Origin of the sequence: Stenotrophomonas sp. LST15-1-1.1 (assembly GCF_040815575.1) — a bacterium.
Lineage (GTDB): Bacteria > Pseudomonadota > Gammaproteobacteria > Xanthomonadales > Xanthomonadaceae > Stenotrophomonas > Stenotrophomonas lactitubi_B.
In genome coordinates, this window is record NZ_JBFPNJ010000001.1 from 1 (window position 1) to 15,159 (window position 15,159).

At 65.5% G+C, this 15,159-nt stretch carries 14 protein-coding genes; 6 read left to right on the forward strand and 8 right to left on the reverse strand.

Annotated elements, in window-relative coordinates:
- Positions 1-253: 253 nt before the first annotated feature.
- Entirely contained in the window at positions 254-1,621 is a 1,368-nt protein-coding gene (gene purB, locus MRBLST15_RS00005) for an adenylosuccinate lyase (RefSeq protein WP_367784483.1), read from the reverse strand.
- A 294-nt stretch (positions 1,622-1,915) separates the two neighbouring features.
- On the opposite strand from purB, the gene MRBLST15_RS00010 reads away from it, so the two are divergent.
- Positions 1,916-3,355, forward strand: a complete 1,440-nt coding sequence (locus MRBLST15_RS00010) for a class II fumarate hydratase (RefSeq protein WP_265955591.1) — start codon at positions 1,916-1,918, stop codon at positions 3,353-3,355.
- A gap of 82 nt (positions 3,356-3,437) precedes the next feature.
- Here MRBLST15_RS00010 and MRBLST15_RS00015 read toward each other — a convergent pair whose 3' ends face one another.
- The 6 genes from MRBLST15_RS00015 to MRBLST15_RS00040 form a co-directional block, all read right to left on the reverse strand.
- Positions 3,438-3,863 (reverse strand): hypothetical protein, encoded by a 426-nt coding sequence (locus MRBLST15_RS00015; RefSeq protein WP_032951937.1) that lies wholly within the window; start codon positions 3,861-3,863, stop codon positions 3,438-3,440.
- A 106-nt stretch (positions 3,864-3,969) separates the two neighbouring features.
- The gene (locus tag MRBLST15_RS00020) at positions 3,970-4,572 is read right to left on the reverse strand and encodes a DUF2884 family protein (protein WP_265955589.1); all 603 of its coding nucleotides are present in this window, start codon (positions 4,570-4,572) and stop codon (positions 3,970-3,972) included.
- Between the two features lie 30 nt (positions 4,573-4,602).
- Positions 4,603-5,487, reverse strand: a complete 885-nt coding sequence (locus MRBLST15_RS00025; RefSeq protein WP_367784487.1) for a GIN domain-containing protein — start codon at positions 5,485-5,487, stop codon at positions 4,603-4,605.
- 23 nt (positions 5,488-5,510) lie between these two features.
- On the reverse strand, positions 5,511-6,536 hold the full coding sequence (locus tag MRBLST15_RS00030; protein ID WP_312704214.1) for a hypothetical protein: 1,026 nt from the start codon (positions 6,534-6,536) through the stop codon (positions 5,511-5,513).
- The gene (locus tag MRBLST15_RS00035; protein WP_089236130.1) at positions 6,533-7,423 is read right to left on the reverse strand and encodes an ABC transporter ATP-binding protein; all 891 of its coding nucleotides are present in this window, start codon (positions 7,421-7,423) and stop codon (positions 6,533-6,535) included. The genes MRBLST15_RS00030 and MRBLST15_RS00035 overlap by 4 nt, the downstream gene beginning before the upstream one ends.
- Complete coding sequence (locus tag MRBLST15_RS00040) at positions 7,423-7,782, reverse strand: GntR family transcriptional regulator (protein WP_012511573.1); 360 nt, start codon at positions 7,780-7,782, stop codon at positions 7,423-7,425. Before MRBLST15_RS00040 ends, MRBLST15_RS00035 begins: the two co-directional genes overlap by 1 nt.
- Before the next feature lie 622 nt (positions 7,783-8,404).
- Between MRBLST15_RS00040 and MRBLST15_RS00045 the strand changes: the two genes are divergently transcribed.
- The 5 genes from MRBLST15_RS00045 to MRBLST15_RS00065 all read left to right on the forward strand — a co-directional run bounded on the left by MRBLST15_RS00045 (position 8,405) and on the right by MRBLST15_RS00065 (position 12,365).
- Entirely contained in the window at positions 8,405-8,992 is a 588-nt protein-coding gene (locus MRBLST15_RS00045; protein WP_312704215.1) for a glutathione peroxidase, read from the forward strand.
- Between the two features lie 96 nt (positions 8,993-9,088).
- Positions 9,089-10,066: an FKBP-type peptidyl-prolyl cis-trans isomerase N-terminal domain-containing protein gene (locus MRBLST15_RS00050; protein WP_099820787.1), complete on the forward strand. Its 978-nt coding sequence runs from the start codon at positions 9,089-9,091 to the stop codon at positions 10,064-10,066.
- A gap of 23 nt (positions 10,067-10,089) precedes the next feature.
- Complete coding sequence (locus tag MRBLST15_RS00055) at positions 10,090-11,439, forward strand: UDP-glucose dehydrogenase family protein (RefSeq protein WP_265952557.1); 1,350 nt, start codon at positions 10,090-10,092, stop codon at positions 11,437-11,439.
- Entirely contained in the window at positions 11,432-11,671 is a 240-nt protein-coding gene (locus MRBLST15_RS00060) for a SlyX family protein (protein ID WP_025876828.1), read from the forward strand. Before MRBLST15_RS00055 ends, MRBLST15_RS00060 begins: the two co-directional genes overlap by 8 nt.
- A gap of 10 nt (positions 11,672-11,681) precedes the next feature.
- Positions 11,682-12,365, forward strand: a complete 684-nt coding sequence (locus tag MRBLST15_RS00065) for a DUF2058 domain-containing protein (RefSeq protein WP_265952559.1) — start codon at positions 11,682-11,684, stop codon at positions 12,363-12,365.
- A 75-nt stretch (positions 12,366-12,440) separates the two neighbouring features.
- Here the strand turns inward: MRBLST15_RS00065 and metH are convergent, their stop codons facing one another.
- A complete protein-coding gene (gene metH, locus MRBLST15_RS00070; RefSeq protein WP_265952560.1) occupies positions 12,441-15,125 on the reverse strand; it encodes a methionine synthase in 2,685 nt (894 codons plus the stop codon).
- Positions 15,126-15,159: the final 34 nt, after the last annotated feature.

A 15,159-nucleotide genomic window follows, 5' to 3' on the forward strand; every position in this document is an offset into this window, starting at 1 on the left:
TTTGTGAACTGGTACAACCACCGTCGGCTGCACAGTGCCAACGGCCTTGTGCCACCTGCGCTCCACGAAGCGCAGGTGGCCTGAACGCCCCTTGAGAGTGTCCAGAAGTACTTGACCACCACAGGTTTACGGCGTGTCCCGCTGGCCCATCCCGACCCGCCCAGCTAGCAGCAATCCAGAGCCGCCTTTGACGTTGCCGTTGCCGTTGCCTGCCGCAGGCAGCGCCCGCGGCCGCCGCCGCAAAGGAAACCCCTTAGATCTTCTTCGCCAGCGACTCCGCCAGACCGGTATAGCTGCCCGGGGTCATCTCCAGCAGGCGCTGCTTGGCATCAGCCGGCAGCTCCAACCCCTGCACGAACGTGCGCATCGACTCTGCCGTGATGCCCTGGCCACGGGTCAGCGCCTTCAGCTGCTCGTACGGGTTCGGCAGGCCATGGCGCCGCATCACCGTCTGCACGGCCTCGGCCAGCACTTCCCAGGCCGCATCCAGATCGGCGTCGAGGCGCTGCGGGTTCACTTCCAGCTTGCCCAGGCCCTTGGCCAGCGAATCCAGCGCCACCTGGCTGTGGCCGAATGCGGTGCCCAGCGCGCGCAGCACGGTCGAATCGGTCAGGTCGCGCTGCCAGCGGCTGATCGGCAGCTTCGCGCTGAAATGCTCGAACAGCGCGTTGGCGATGCCGAAGTTGCCCTCGGCGTTCTCGAAATCGATCGGGTTGACCTTGTGCGGCATCGTCGACGAACCGACTTCGCCTTCCTTCAGGCGCTGCTTGAAGTAGCCCAGCGAGACGTAACCCCAGATGTCGCGGGCCAGGTCGATCAGGATGATGTTGGCGCGACGGGCGGCATCACCGATCTCGGCGATGTTGTCGTGCGGCTCGATCTGCGTGGTGTACGGGTTGAACACCAGGCCCAGGCCGGTGACGAAGCGCTCGGCGAAGGCCGGCCAGTCCACGTCCGGGTAGCTGGCGATGTGTGCGTTGTAGTTGCCGACCGCGCCGTTGATCTTGCCGGTCAGCTCGACGGCAGCGATCTGCCGGCGCTGGCGCTCCAGGCGGGCGACCACGTTGGCCAGCTCCTTGCCCAGAGTGGTCGGCGAGGCGGTCTGGCCGTGGGTGCGCGACAGCATCGGCTGGCCGGCCTGGGCGTGGGCCAGCGTGCGCAGTGCGTCGGCGACGCCGTCCAGGGTCGGCAGCAGCACCTCGCGGCGGGCCTGCTCCAGCATCAGGCCGTAGCTGAGGTTGTTGATGTCTTCGCTGGTGCAGGCGAAATGCACGAACTCCAGCGCCGGTGCCAGCTCGGCATCGTCCTTCAGCTGCTCCTTGATGAAGTACTCCACCGCCTTGACGTCATGGTTGGTGGTGCGCTCGATCTCCTTCACCCGAGCGGCCTGGGCCGGGCTGAAGCCGCTGGCCAGTGCACGCAGGCGGGCGATCGCGGCATCGGAGAACGCGGCCAGCTCGACGATGCCCGGCTCGGCGGCCAGGGCCAGCAGCCACTCCACTTCGACCGTGACACGGGCCTTGATCAGGCCGTACTCGGAGAAGATCGGGCGCAGGGCGTCGACCTTGCCGGCATAGCGGCCATCGAGCGGGGACAGGGCGAGCAGGGCGGATTCGGACATGTCGGCAGGGCTGGGACGAGCGGCGGGGCCGATATTCTACGACGTGCCGGGCGGGAGCGCCCTGTAGAGCCGAGCCTACGCTCGGCTGCTCCTCAGACGCCAGACCGCAGATGCAGCCGAGCGTGGGCTCGGCTCTACAACACAATCGGCCCTGCGGATGAAACGATCTGGCCCGTCCTCGCCATCCCACGCTGCGGACAAGGGAGTATCGTTGTCGCAGCCGCCAGCCCGGGAAGCGCACCCTGCCAGCCGCCGCTTCCCTTTCCCCAACCGAAGTAGTGCGGAGTTGATGCAATGAGCAAAGCTGCAAGCAAGAGCGCCCCCAAGGGTTTCCGGATCGAGCACGACAGCATGGGCGAACTGCAGGTGCCTGCCGACGCCCTGTGGGGCGCGCAGACCCAGCGCGCTGTACAGAATTTCCCGGTGTCGGGCCAGCGCATGCCGCGCGGCTTCATCCGCGCACTGGGCCTGGTCAAGGGAGCCGCCGCCGGCGTCAACGCCGAGCTGGGCCACTTGCCCAAGACGGTGGCCAAGGCCATCCAGTCCGCCGCTGCCGAAGTAGCGGACGGCACGTGGGACGCGCAGTTCCCGATCGACGTCTACCAGACCGGCTCGGGCACGTCGTCGAACATGAATGCCAACGAGGTCATCGCCACGCTGGCCAACCGTGCCGGCAAGGCAGGCAAGACCGCCGTGCACCCGAACGATCACGTCAACCAGGGGCAGAGCTCCAACGACGTGATTCCGACGGCGCTGCGCGTGTCGGCCGTGCTGGCGACCCATGAGCAGCTGCTGCCGGCGCTGGTGCACCTGCGCAGGACGCTGGACAAGAAGGGCCGCAGCCTGCGCAAGGTGGTCAAGACCGGCCGCACCCACCTGATGGACGCGATGCCGCTGACCTTCGAACAGGAATTTGGTGCGTGGTCGGCGCAGCTGGCCTCGGCACAGGAGCGCATCGAGGACAGCCTGAAACGCGTGCGCCGCCTGCCGCTGGGCGGTACCGCCATCGGCACCGGCATCAATGCCGACCCGCGCTTTGGCGCGCAGGTGGCCAAGGCGCTGAAGCAGCAGACCGGCTTCAAGTTCGACAGCGCCGAGAACAAGTTCGAAGGCCTGGCCGCGCAGGATGATGCGGTGGAACTGTCGGGCCAGCTCAACGCGCTGGCGGTGGCCCTGATCAAGATCGCCAACGACCTGCGCTGGATGAATGCCGGTCCGCTGGCGGGCCTGGGCGAGATCGAACTGCCGGCACTGCAGCCGGGGTCCTCGATCATGCCGGGCAAGGTCAATCCGGTGATTCCGGAGGCGACGGTGATGGCCTGCGCGCAGGTGATCGGCCACCACACGGCGATCACCGTGGCCGGCCAGACCGGCAATTTCCAGCTCAATGTGACGCTGCCGCTGATCGCGGTGAACCTGCTCGATGGCATCGGCCTGCTGGCCAATGTGTCGACCCTGCTGGCCGACAGCGCCATTGCCGGACTGAAGGTGCGCGAGGATCGCGTGGCCGAAGCGCTGGCGCGCAATCCGATCCTGGTGACCGCGCTGAACCCGATCATCGGCTACGAGAAGGCCGCAGCGATCGCCAAGCGTGCCTACAAGGAGCAGCGCCCGGTGCTGGACGTGGCGCTGGAAGACAGTGGTCTGGCCGAGGCGGAGCTGCGCCGGCTGCTGGACCCGACCGCGCTGACCGCCGGCGGTATCCAGGCCGGCGGTGGTGGCGCCGGCGGCTGATCTGCAATCTGCACTCTGTAGAGCCGAGCCTATGCTCGGCCCTACAAACGGAAACGCCGCCCGGGAGGGCGGCGTTCTCGTTTCAGCGACGGTCGGCGACGATGTTGCCGAAGGTTTCGGTGTAATCCTTGAACTCGGGAATGGTCTGCACCAGGTCCGGCGGAATCACCTGCATGCCTTCCGGTGGCACGATCTTCACCGGCTGCATGTTGGGATCGGCCGGGGCGGCCACCAGCGTGTTCTGGCGCAGCACCTGCAGCTTGCCGAACATCGTCTGCAGCATCTGCTTCTGCTCGGCGTTGAGCGGGATCAGGATCTCGTCGATCTTCATCTGCCCGTCGGGCAGGATGATGATGTTCGGCGCCGGCTGGCGGCGCACGGTCACGATGCTCTCGCTGACCGAGATCTTGGGTTTGCCGCGCTCGGCGCGGTGGTTGCGGTAGTCCTGGTCACAGCCGACCAGGCCCAGGCAGAGCAGGGCGGCCAGCAGCAGAAACAGCTTTTTCATGGCGGTTCAATGGAGTGCATCCGGAGCCGCCATTGTAAGCCTGCCGGGGCGCAGCGGCCGGCAACGCAGGTGCGCTGCCGGCCGGGTGCGCTGATCTGTCACAGGGTCAGCGGTTGACGACGGTGTCCTTGCCGCAGTCGTCCACATCGCTCTGGTCCATCGTGGCGTAGGGCTTGAACGCCGGCAGCGAGGCCGCCAGCGCCTGCTGGCTGGCCAGCATGGCCGGCATGCGGTCGCAGATGCGCTTGGCCTGCGCTTCGATCTTGGCGGCCTCGGCGTTGATCCGCTTCTCGATGCCTTCGCTGTCGCCGCTGAAGATGCCCTTCAGTGCTTCACCGGCAGCGTTGGCACCGAGCTTGGCGCCCGCCAGGCCCACATCCATGCCGTCCATCGCCACCGCCACCACATGGCCGCGGTAATCGAGCAGCTGGCGGCGCTGGCCATCGTCCAGCGTCACCTGCTTGCCGCCGATCAGCAGCTGTCCCTGCGGGGTGATCTCCGCGCGCGGCTGGTTGTCGGCGGAGATCTTGATGTTGCCCTCGGCGATTTCCTTGCGGGCGTCGTCCATCGCTTCCTTGACGGTCTGGCCGACACCGCCGGCGGTCTCGGCCACCGCCTTGCCGGCGGTCTTGTCGGGGCTGGAGGTGTCGCCACAGGCGATCAGCGGCAGGCACAGCAGGGCAGCAGGCAGCAGGCGCAGCAGGTTCATGGCATTCCCCTCGAATCGGATGGTTGGGTGTTACTTGCCGCGGGGCAGGGTGACGGTGCCGGCGACGCTGCGATGCTGGACGTCGCCGCTGCCGCTGTGCTCGACGGTGAGATTGCCGCGCACGCCATCGACGTCGATATCACCCGAGCCGTGGCTGCGCACACGGACATTGCCGCCGACCTGTTCGATCTCGACATTGCCGGAGCCGACCACACCGATCTCGACGTTGCCCTGCACCTGCTTGAAGCCGATGTCGCCGGAGCCGACGGTATCCAGCCGCGCGTTGCCGCGCACGTCGGTGACCTTCAGGTCACCGGAGCCGACGGTGCCGACGCTGGCATCACCGCCGATGTTGCGGGCGTTGACGTCGCCCGAACCCAGCGAGAGCAGGTTGAACGACGCGGCGCCATCAACGTCCAGGTCGCCCGAGCCTACGGCGGCATGCACGCTGCCCCGGGTGCCGCGGGCGATGCCATCACCGGAGCCCACGTCCATGCTCAGCGACTGCGCGTTCTCGATGCTGCCATCACCGGAGCCGATCTTGAACTGCAGCGGCAGGTTGTCCGGCACGCTGCCACGGATGTCCAGCCAGGCGTAGCTGTTGCCCATCGACAGCGAGTCGCGGCTGTCGCGGCGCAGGCTTACCACCAGCTTGTCACCCACGCGCCGCTGGTCCAGCACCAGCTGGTCCAGCCAGTCCTTGTTGGAAGCGCAGGCGCGGCCCTCGAGCTGGCCACCGCCAGCGCTGGCGACCACTTTCAGGTCATGCTGGTTGATCTCGAACACCACCGCCTTGGCGCCGGCGGTGTCGATCTTCAGCGCGCGCGGCGCGGAGAACTTGCAGTTCGGTGCATCGGCGGCCAGCGCCGACAGGGGCAACAGCAACAGCGCACTACAGGCAATCAAGGAACGCATGGGTGATGCCTCCAGGTTGAAGATCAGATTTCGCCAGCGCGCTTGCGCAGGCGGATGGCGATGAAGATGAAGACCACGCCGAAGGCCGCGCCGATCCACAGGTCGGGCATTGCCAGCGACTTCAGCTGGGCGGCGGGCGCCATCAGCGCCACGATCGAGTCCAGATCCTGCCTGGATTCGCCGCCACCGGCGCGGTACAGCAGGTCCATCCCCGGCATCGCACCCAACAGCAGGCGACCGACGATGTGCTGCCAGAACCAGCCGGTGGTCAGGTCGAACAGGTGCATCAGCTTGGTGGTGCTGACGATGATGCCGGCGAACAGCGGCAGCATGACCGCCCACAGGAACGGCTTGCTCTTGGCCCAGGCCGAGCACAGCAGCAGCCAGCCGGCAGTAGGCAGCGCCCACAGGGCGTATACCGGGATGGACACGAACATGCCCAGCACCAGGCTCATCGGGTTGGCCGGGCCGATGATCAGCTGCATCGCGTCACCGCCATGGGAGACCACTACCAGGCACAGCACCAGCATGAACACGAGCAGTGTCAGGCTGGACGCGATGATGGCGATGAGCGGTGCGACGATCAGTGCACTGAACACCTTGGACAGCACCGTCTGGGTATCCGACAGCGGCAGCGACTTCCAGAACAGGATGCTGCGGTCGCGGCGGTCGTCATACAGCGCGCCCAGGCAGTAGAAGAACACCACGAACGCGAGCACGATCAGCGGCCATGACGAGGTCAGTACCATCGCCAGGTCCAGGCCGTTGCCTAGGTCGGCCATGTCCTTGGCGCTGATGTCGCGGGTCAGCACGGCCAGATCCAGACCATTGATGTTCACGCTCTCGCCGTCGATGTGCAGGCCACCGTCGCGCGCGGCACGATGCAGGGCGAACAGGCCCAGGCCGATGCCGATGCTGCTCATCAGCAGCGAGACGATGCCGGCGATCACCGGGGCGTACAGGAAACCACCGCGGTTTTCCCAGTATTCGCGCTTGAGCAGCCAGCGCAGGGTGCCTGCAGGGCTGACAGGATGGTTGACGGCATTCATGCGTAGGTCCCCTTCATGACAGCGACGAACAGATCGGCAAGGCCGGCGTTGCGGGTTTCACCCAGGCTGGCCAGCTGGCTGCGTGGCACCCCGTCGAACAGCAGGACGGTCTTGCCGAAGGCCTGGCTACGCTCGTCGATGGGCTTCAGTGCGCGGGCGGTTTCAAGCTGATCGGCGCCGACCAGCAGCTCGGTATAACGCTCGCCGACCTCGTCCATTTCCGCATTGAGCACGATGCGGCCGTCGCGGATGAACATCACGTCGGTGAGGATGTGCTCGATCTCTTCCACCTGGTGGGTGGTGACGATGATGGTCTTCTGCTCGTCGAAGTAGTCTTCCAGCAGGCGCTGGTAGAACTCCTTGCGGTACAGGATGTCCAGGCCGAGCGTGGGTTCGTCCAGCACCAGCACCTTGGCGTCGATGGCCATCACCAGGGCCAGGTGCAGCTGCACGATCATGCCCTTGGACAGTTCACGCACGCGCTGCTTGGGCTGCAGCTTGGTATTGGCCAAAAAGCGCTCGCAACGGGCACGATCGAAGCGCGGGTGCACGCCGGCGACGAAGTCGATCGCCTCACGCACCTTCAGCCAGCGCGGCAGCACGGCGACATCGGCGATGAAGCAGATGTCGTTCATCAGATCGTCGCGGTGCGCACGCGGGTCACGGCCGAGCACGCTCAGCTCGCCTTCCACCGAGGTCAGGCCGAGCACCGCCTTCAGCGCGGTGGTCTTGCCGGCACCATTGGGACCGATCAGGCCGATGATGCGGCCGGCCGGTATGGAGAAGCTGGCGTTGTCGAGCGCGAGCGTGTTCTTGTAAGCCTTGCGAAGGCCACGGGCGGTAATGACAGCGTCGCTTGGCACAGCGGTAGTGGGACTGGCATTCATCAGAATTTCCCCTGGGGCAACAATTCGTCGAGACTCAGGCCCAGTCGCTGGATGCGCTCCAGAACGGCCGGCCATTCTTCGTTGAGGAAGCGTTCGCGCTCGCTGCTGCGCAGCTGCGTGGCCGCCTGTTCGGTCATGAACATGCCCAGGCCGCGGCGCTTCTCGACCAGGCCTTCATCGGCCAGCTCCTGGTAGGCGCGCGAAACGGTGATGGGGTTGAGCTGGTAATCGGCGGCCACCTGGCGCACCGAAGGAAGGGCATCGCCCGGCTTGAGGATTCCGTCAAGCATCATGGCGATCACACGTTCCTTCAGCTGGCGGTAGATGGGAGCGCCGTCGCTCCACTGGATGTCGCTCATATTCAGCTCCGTGGGGTCAGCGGCTGTGCGAACGAGAAATACGGCATGGACAGGGAGCTGTGCAGCCGACGCGGGGGGGAGGGGGAGGGAGCGGCATTCCCTGCCGTGGTTGCTGCTGCGTCCTGCGTACTGTCTTCGGAAAGGGCGGGGGAGGAAGCGGCCGGTGGGGCCGGCATGGCCAGCCAGACCAGGACGAACAGGGTTGATACCGCGGTGACCGCGGGGGCGGTGAGGCTGCGACGCATCCGGGTGTTCATGTTTCCCCCTGTCTCAGGTGACTGGTGTTGTATGCAACTATAACACCGGCACGCCTGTGTGCAAGTCCTGCCCCTACCCAACTGATGGCAGGGGTGGTCATGGCACCGAAATAATTATTCAACTATTTGATTTTCATTGAAAAAACTAACTTCGGCGGACTGTTTTCGGCCAGCCTCCCATTCAGCCATGTCCATGCTATGTCATCACCGTCGCGGTGAAACGGCCCCCAGCAGCCTTCCGCCAAGTCGCGCAAAGCCCGGCGCTGTGTGCGCTGCAGGGGCATGCAGACCCCGGTGCTATAGTTCGGCCGATTCCCGGCCGGTCACGGCCGGACCCCTGGAACGGCTACCGCGGAACGTCTCCCATGCCTTTGTCGACTGCCTCCTCGCGCCGCCTTCGCGGCTTGTCCCTGTTGACCCTGCTGGCCACTGGCCTGGCCACGTCGGCTGGCGCATTTGCCGCCGATCTGCTGGATCTGTCGTATCGGCCGCTGGCGGGCAAGCAGCAGGTCAACCTGCAGCAGCGTTACCACGGCCAGGTGCTGCTGGTGGTCAATACCGCCAGCAAGTGCGGCTATACCCCGCAGTACGAAGGCCTTGAAGCGCTGCAGAAGCAGTACGCCGGCAAAGGATTTGCCGTGCTCGGCTTCCCGTCCAACGATTTCAAGGGACAGGAGCCGGGCGACGAAAAGCAGATCCAGGATTTCTGCACGCTTACTTATGGTGTGAAGTTCCCGATGTTCGAAAAGGTGCACGTGACCGGCGCGCAGGCCACGCCGCTTTACCAGCGCTTGACCGCCGCCACCGGTGTAGCGCCTGCCTGGAATTTCCACAAATATCTGGTCGGTCGCGATGGCCGGGTCATTGCCCAGTTCGCCAGCAAGGTCACCCCGGAGGATCCGCAGCTGAAAGCGGCCATCGACAAGGCGCTTGCGGCACCAGCTGCACATTGAATCACGGCACGGATGCCTCGACATCGACGGCATGCGTGCGACAATACGTGTTTTCGCGCCGACGTCGGCGTCCAGTCACTTCCAGGAATGCAGCGAATGAAAATGGGAATGCGCGGCGCCGCGGCGTCGGTTCTGATTCTGGCGATGGGCACCTCCGGTGTCGCCCTGTCGCAACAACCGGCCGCTCCCTCGGCCGCCAAGGAGACCGCACCCTTGAATTCCCCCAAGCAGAAGCTCGGCTACGCCATTGGCCTGGATGTGGCCAAGTCGTTCGCGCCGATCGCCGATGAAATCGATGCGGCCGCGCTGCGCACTGCCGTGGAACGTTCCTTCGAAGGCCTGCAGCCGCAGATCACCCAGGAACAGGCCAAGGCCACCGATGCCGCCCTGCGCCAGGTCGTGATGGCCCGCAGCGGCCAGCAGGTCCCGGGCGTCGCGCCGGGCTCGCAGCCGGCGAAGGTCGACCGGGTCAAGGTCGCGCAGATGATCGGCGCCTATTCGGTGGGTCCGTCGCTGGCACAGCTGAAGGACGATATCGATACCGCCTCGCTGTTTGACGCGATCAACACTGGCCTGAGCAAGGGCCAGCCGAAGATGACCGAAGCTGACGCCACTGCCACCATCCAGGCGTTCATGGGCACCAAGCAGGCCGAGATGCAGGCCAAGGCCGCACAGGCTGCGCAGACCAACCGTCAGGAAGGCAATGCATTCCTGGCCAAGAACAAGACCCAGCCGGGCGTGGTGACCACCCCGTCGGGCCTGCAGTACCAGGTGATCCGCCCCGGCAGCGGCGAGCGTCCGTTGCCGTCCAGCAAGGTGCGCGTGAACTACGAAGGCAAGCTGCTCAACGGCACCGTGTTCGATAGTTCCGCAGGCCGTGGTCCGGCCGAATTCGGTCTGGACCAGGTCATCAAGGGCTGGACCGAGGGCGTGGCCCTGATGCCGGTCGGTTCGAAGTACCGCTTCTGGATCCCGGGTGAGCTGGCGTACGGCGAGAACGGCACCCCGGGTGGCCCGATCGGTCCGAACGCCACCCTGACCTTCGACGTCGAGTTGCTGGGCGTTCTGCCGTAAGCCACCACGGAGTCAGCACGGATATGCGCGTTGCGATTTTTGGTACCGGTTATGTAGGCCTGGTGACCGGCACCTGCCTGGCCGACGTCGGCCACCAGGTGGTCTGTGTCGATATCGACCAGGCCAAGGTGGATGGCCTCAACCGGGGCATCATCCCGATCTACGAGCCCGGCCTGGAGCCGATGGTGAAGACCAACCACGCCGCGTCGCGGCTGGTGTTCACCACCGACGCGGCGACCGCCATCGGCCACGGCCAGGTGGTGTTCATCGCCGTGGGCACGCCGCCGGACGAGGATGGCAGCGCGGACCTGCAGTACGTGCTGGCCGTGGCCCGCACCATCGGCCGGCACATCTCGGTGCCGACCGTAGTGGTCAACAAGTCGACGGTGCCGGTGGGCACCGCCGACAAGGTGCGTACGGCCATCGCCGAGGAACTGGCAGCACGTGGCGCGGATATCGCCTTCGATGTGGTGTCCAACCCTGAATTCCTGAAGGAAGGCGACGCCGTTGCCGACTGCATGCGGCCTGACCGCATCATCATCGGTGCCACCAATGCCGAGTCGGTCGCCGTGATGCGGCGCCTGTACGCACCGTTCAATCGCAACCATGATCGCGTGGTGGAGATGGACGTGCGTTCGGCCGAGCTGACCAAGTACGCCGCCAATGCAATGCTGGCCACCAAGATTTCGTTCATGAACGAGATCGCCAACATTGCCGAGCGCGTCGGCGCCGATGTCGAGCAGGTCCGCCAGGGCATCGGTTCGGACCCGCGCATCGGCTGGCACTTCATCTATCCGGGGGCCGGGTACGGCGGTTCGTGTTTCCCCAAGGATGTGCAGGCACTGGCCCGCACCGCGCAGCAGGCCGGCCTTGAGCCGAAGCTGCTGAACGCGGTCGAGGCAGTCAATGAGTCGCAGAAGGGGCATCTGTTCGCCCTGATCCAGCGCCACTACGACAAGGGTGAGGACGAAGGCGTGCGCGGCAGGACGTTTGCCGTGTGGGGCCTGGCGTTCAAGCCGAACACCGACGACATGCGCGAGGCCTCCAGCCGCCGCCTGCTGGCCCAGTTGTGGGAAGGCGGTGCGACCGTGCGCGCGTACGATCCGGAGGCGATGCATGAATCGCAGCGGATCTTCGGCGAGCGCGACGATCTGGTGTTCTGTGACAGCGCCGAGGACGCGCTGCAGGGTGCCGATGCGCTGGTCGTGGTGACCGAGTGGAAGCAGTTCCGCAGCCCCGATTTCCAGATGCTGCGCGAGCGGCTGAAGGATGCGGTGGTGTTCGATGGCCGCAATCTGTACGAGCCGGCCGACGTCGAGGCCGCTGGCCTTGCGTATTACGGCATAGGCCGGGGGCGTTCGCTGCATGTCTGAAGTACCGACCGAACGCGAGCAGGCGCTGGAAGCGCGCCTGGTCGAGCTGGAGATGCGCGTGTCCTTCCAGGAACACGCGCTGGCCGAACTGAGCGATGCACTTGCAGACGCGCGCATGGAAGGCAGCCGCAATGCCGGCATCCTGCGCGTGCTGCTGGAGGACCTGGGCAAGGTCCGCAATGCATTGAATTCTTCTGATCCGGCGAGCGAACCGCCGCCGCCGCACTACTGATCCATATCCTATGAGCGATACCCTCCGCGACCAGCTGATGGGCCTGGGCTTCAAGCCCGCGCCCAAGCCCGAGCGCAAGAATGATGGCCCCCGCCGTGATGGCCGCCCGCAGGGCAAGGGTGGCGCTGGCAATGGAAAGCCGCAGCAGGCTGGCAGGGGCGAACACAAGCCCGGCGAGCGGCGGGCGCATGGCAATGGTGGTCCGGGCAAGCCCGGCCAGCCGCGTGGCCAGGGCCACGGGCAGGGTCCGCGCAAGCCGCGTACCGCCGAGGAAATGGATCTGGCCAAGGCCTACGCGATCCGTGCCCAGCGCGAAAAGGAAGAGCGCATCGAGACCGAGCGCCTGAAGCAGGAAGAAGCACGCCAGCGCCGCGAGGCCAAGGTGAAGCTGGAAGAACTGCTGAAGGACAAGGCCCTGAATGCTGAAGCGGCCGATATCGCGCGCCACTTCCCCTATGGCGGCAAGATCAAGCGCATCTACGTCACCGCCGAGCAGCTCAAGGCACTCAACGCCGGTGAACTGGGTGTGGTCCAGCTCAACGGTCGCTACCTGCTGGTGACGGCCGAGGTTCTGGCCCAGTCTGAAGCGGTGTTTGCAGCTTCGGTGGCGTTGAAGGTCGACCCGGATGCGCCGGCCGAGGACGATCCCTACGCCGACCCGCAGTACCAGGTGCCCGACGACCTGGTCTGGTAAGCACCGGCATAAAAGGGGACGGAGGGGATTAAGTCGTTTATCGCACAAACGACGTAGTCCCCTCCGTCCCCTTTTTCATTCCGGGTCGTAGTCGAGGTTCGATGCCAGCCAGCGCTCGGCCTGCGCGCGGTCCACGCCCTTGCGGCGTGCGTAATCGATGACCTGCTCGCGACCGAGACGACCGACCACGAAATACTGGCTCTGCGGGTGGCTGAAGTAATAGCCCGACACCGCTGCGGTCGGCAGCATCGCGAAGCTTTCGGTCAGCTGCATGCCGGCGTTGGTTTCCGCGCCCAGCAGGTCGAACAATCGGCGCTTTTCGCTGTGCTCGGGGCAGGCGGGGTAGCCGGGCGCGGGGCGGATGCCGCGGTACTTTTCGTCGATCAGCGCTTCGTTGTCGAGCGTTTCGGCGTGATCGTAACCCCAGAAGCTGGTGCGTACGCGCTGGTGCAGGCGTTCGGCCAGGGCTTCGGCAAAGCGGTCGGCGAGCGCCTTCAGCAGGATCGCGTTGTAGTCGTCGTGGTCAGCTTCGAAACGGGCCACGTGCGCGTCGATACCGATGCCGGCGGTGACCGCGAAGGCGCCGATCCAGTCCTGCTTGCCGCTGTCGATCGGGGCGATGAAATCGGCAAGGCAGAAATCCGGGCGTTCGGCAGGCTTGTCCACCTGTTGCCGCAGGAAGTGCAGGGTGGCCTCGCCATCGGGATGCTGCACACGTACGTCGTCGCCGATGCTGTTGGCGGGCCACAGGCCGAACACGGCCTTGGCCTGCAGCCACTTCTCGTTGACGATGCGGTCGAGCATCGCGCGCGCGTCCTGGTACAGCTCGCTGGCCTGGGTGCCGACGATCTCATCGGTGAGGATGGCCGGGTACTTGCCGGCCAGCTCCCACGCCTGGAAGAACGGCGTCCAATCGATGTAGGGCACCAGCTCGGCCAGCGGGTAGTCATCGAATACATGCAGGCCTGGTTGCTTCGGCGCGGGCGGCGTGTACGCCTCCCAGTCACCGTGGAACTTCTGGCCGCGTGCATGTTCCAGCGAGACCAGTCGCTTGGCGTCGCCGCGGTTGCGGTGGCGGGTACGGATCTCGGCGTAGTCCGCCTCGTTGGCAGCGACGAACGCATCGCGCAACTCGCGCGAGATCAGCGATTGTGCCACGCCGACGGCACGCGAGGCATCCTTCACCCAGACCGTCGGCGCCTTGTAATGTGGGTCGATCTTCAGCGCGGTGTGCGCACGCGAGGTGGTCGCGCCGCCGATCATCAGTGGCAGATCGAAGCCTTGTCTCTGCATCTCACGGGCGACATGGCTCATTTCCTCCAGCGACGGCGTGATCAGGCCGGACAGGCCGATGATGTCGGCGTGGTGCTCGCGTGCGGCATCCAGGATCTTCTGCGCCGGTACCATCACGCCGAGATCGATCACCTCGAAGTTGTTGCAGGCCAGGACCACGCCGACGATGTTCTTGCCGATGTCGTGCACATCGCCCTTGACCGTGGCCATGATGATCCTGCCATTGCTGCGGGCGGTATCGCCGCTGCGAGCCTTCTCCGCTTCGATGTAGGGCAGCAGGTAGGCCACCGCTTTCTTCATCACCCGTGCCGACTTCACCACCTGCGGCAGGAACATCTTGCCGGCACCGAACAGATCGCCGACCACGTTCATGCCATCCATCAGCGGGCCTTCGATCACGTCCAGCGGGCGGCTGGAGCGCTGCCGGGCCTCTTCGGTATCGGCTTCCACCCACGCGTCCAGGCCATGCACCAGCGCATGCGCCAAGCGTGCGTCCACTGGTTTCTCGCGCCAGGCCAGGTCTTCGGTCTTCGCCGCACCCTTGCTGCCCTTGTAGCGCTCGGCGATTTCAAGCAGGCGCTCGGTGGCATCACGGCGACGGTTGAGGATCACGTCCTCCACCCGCTCGCGCAGGTCCGGTTCCAGTTCGTCGTAGATCGGCATGGCGCCGGCGTTGACAATGCCCATGTCCATGCCCGCGGCGATCGCGTGGTACAGGAACACCGAGTGGATCGCCTGGCGCACGGTCTCGTTGCCACGGAACGAGAACGAAACATTCGACACGCCACCGGACACATGGCAGTGCGGCAGCGTCTGCTTGATGATGCGGGTGGCTTCGATGAAGTCGACCGCGTAGTTGTCATGCTCTTCAATGCCGGTGGCGACGGCGAAGATGTTCGGGTCGAAGATGATGTCCTGCGGCGGGAAGCCGATCTCATCGACCAGCAGGCGATAGGCGCGGGTGCAGATTTCGACCTTGCGCGCGCAGGTGTCGGCCTGCCCGGCCTCATCGAAGGCCATCACCACCGCAGCGGCGCCGTAGCGCAGTACCTTGCGCGCATGCTCGCGGAACAGGTCCTCGCCTTCCTTCAGCGAGATCGAATTGACCACGCTCTTGCCCTGCAGGCACTTCAGGCCAGCCTCGATCACGCTCCATTTGGAGGAATCGACCATCACCGGAATTCGGGCGATGTCCGGCTCGGACATGATCAGGTTGAGGTAGCGGGTCATTGCCGCTTCCGAATCGATCAGGCCCTCGTCCATGTTGACGTCGAGGATCTGTGCGCCGCTGGCCACCTGCTGCCGGGCCACGTCCACCGCTTCTTCGTAACGGCCTTCCTTGATCAGCTTGCGGAACTGCGCACTGCCGGTGACGTTGGTGCGTTCACCGACGTTGACGAACAGCAGGTCCGGCGTGATGACCAGCGGTTCCAGGCCGGACAGGCGGGTAGGGCGGACAGGTGTCATGGCGGGCGGCGGCTCAGCGGCAACAGGGCGGAAG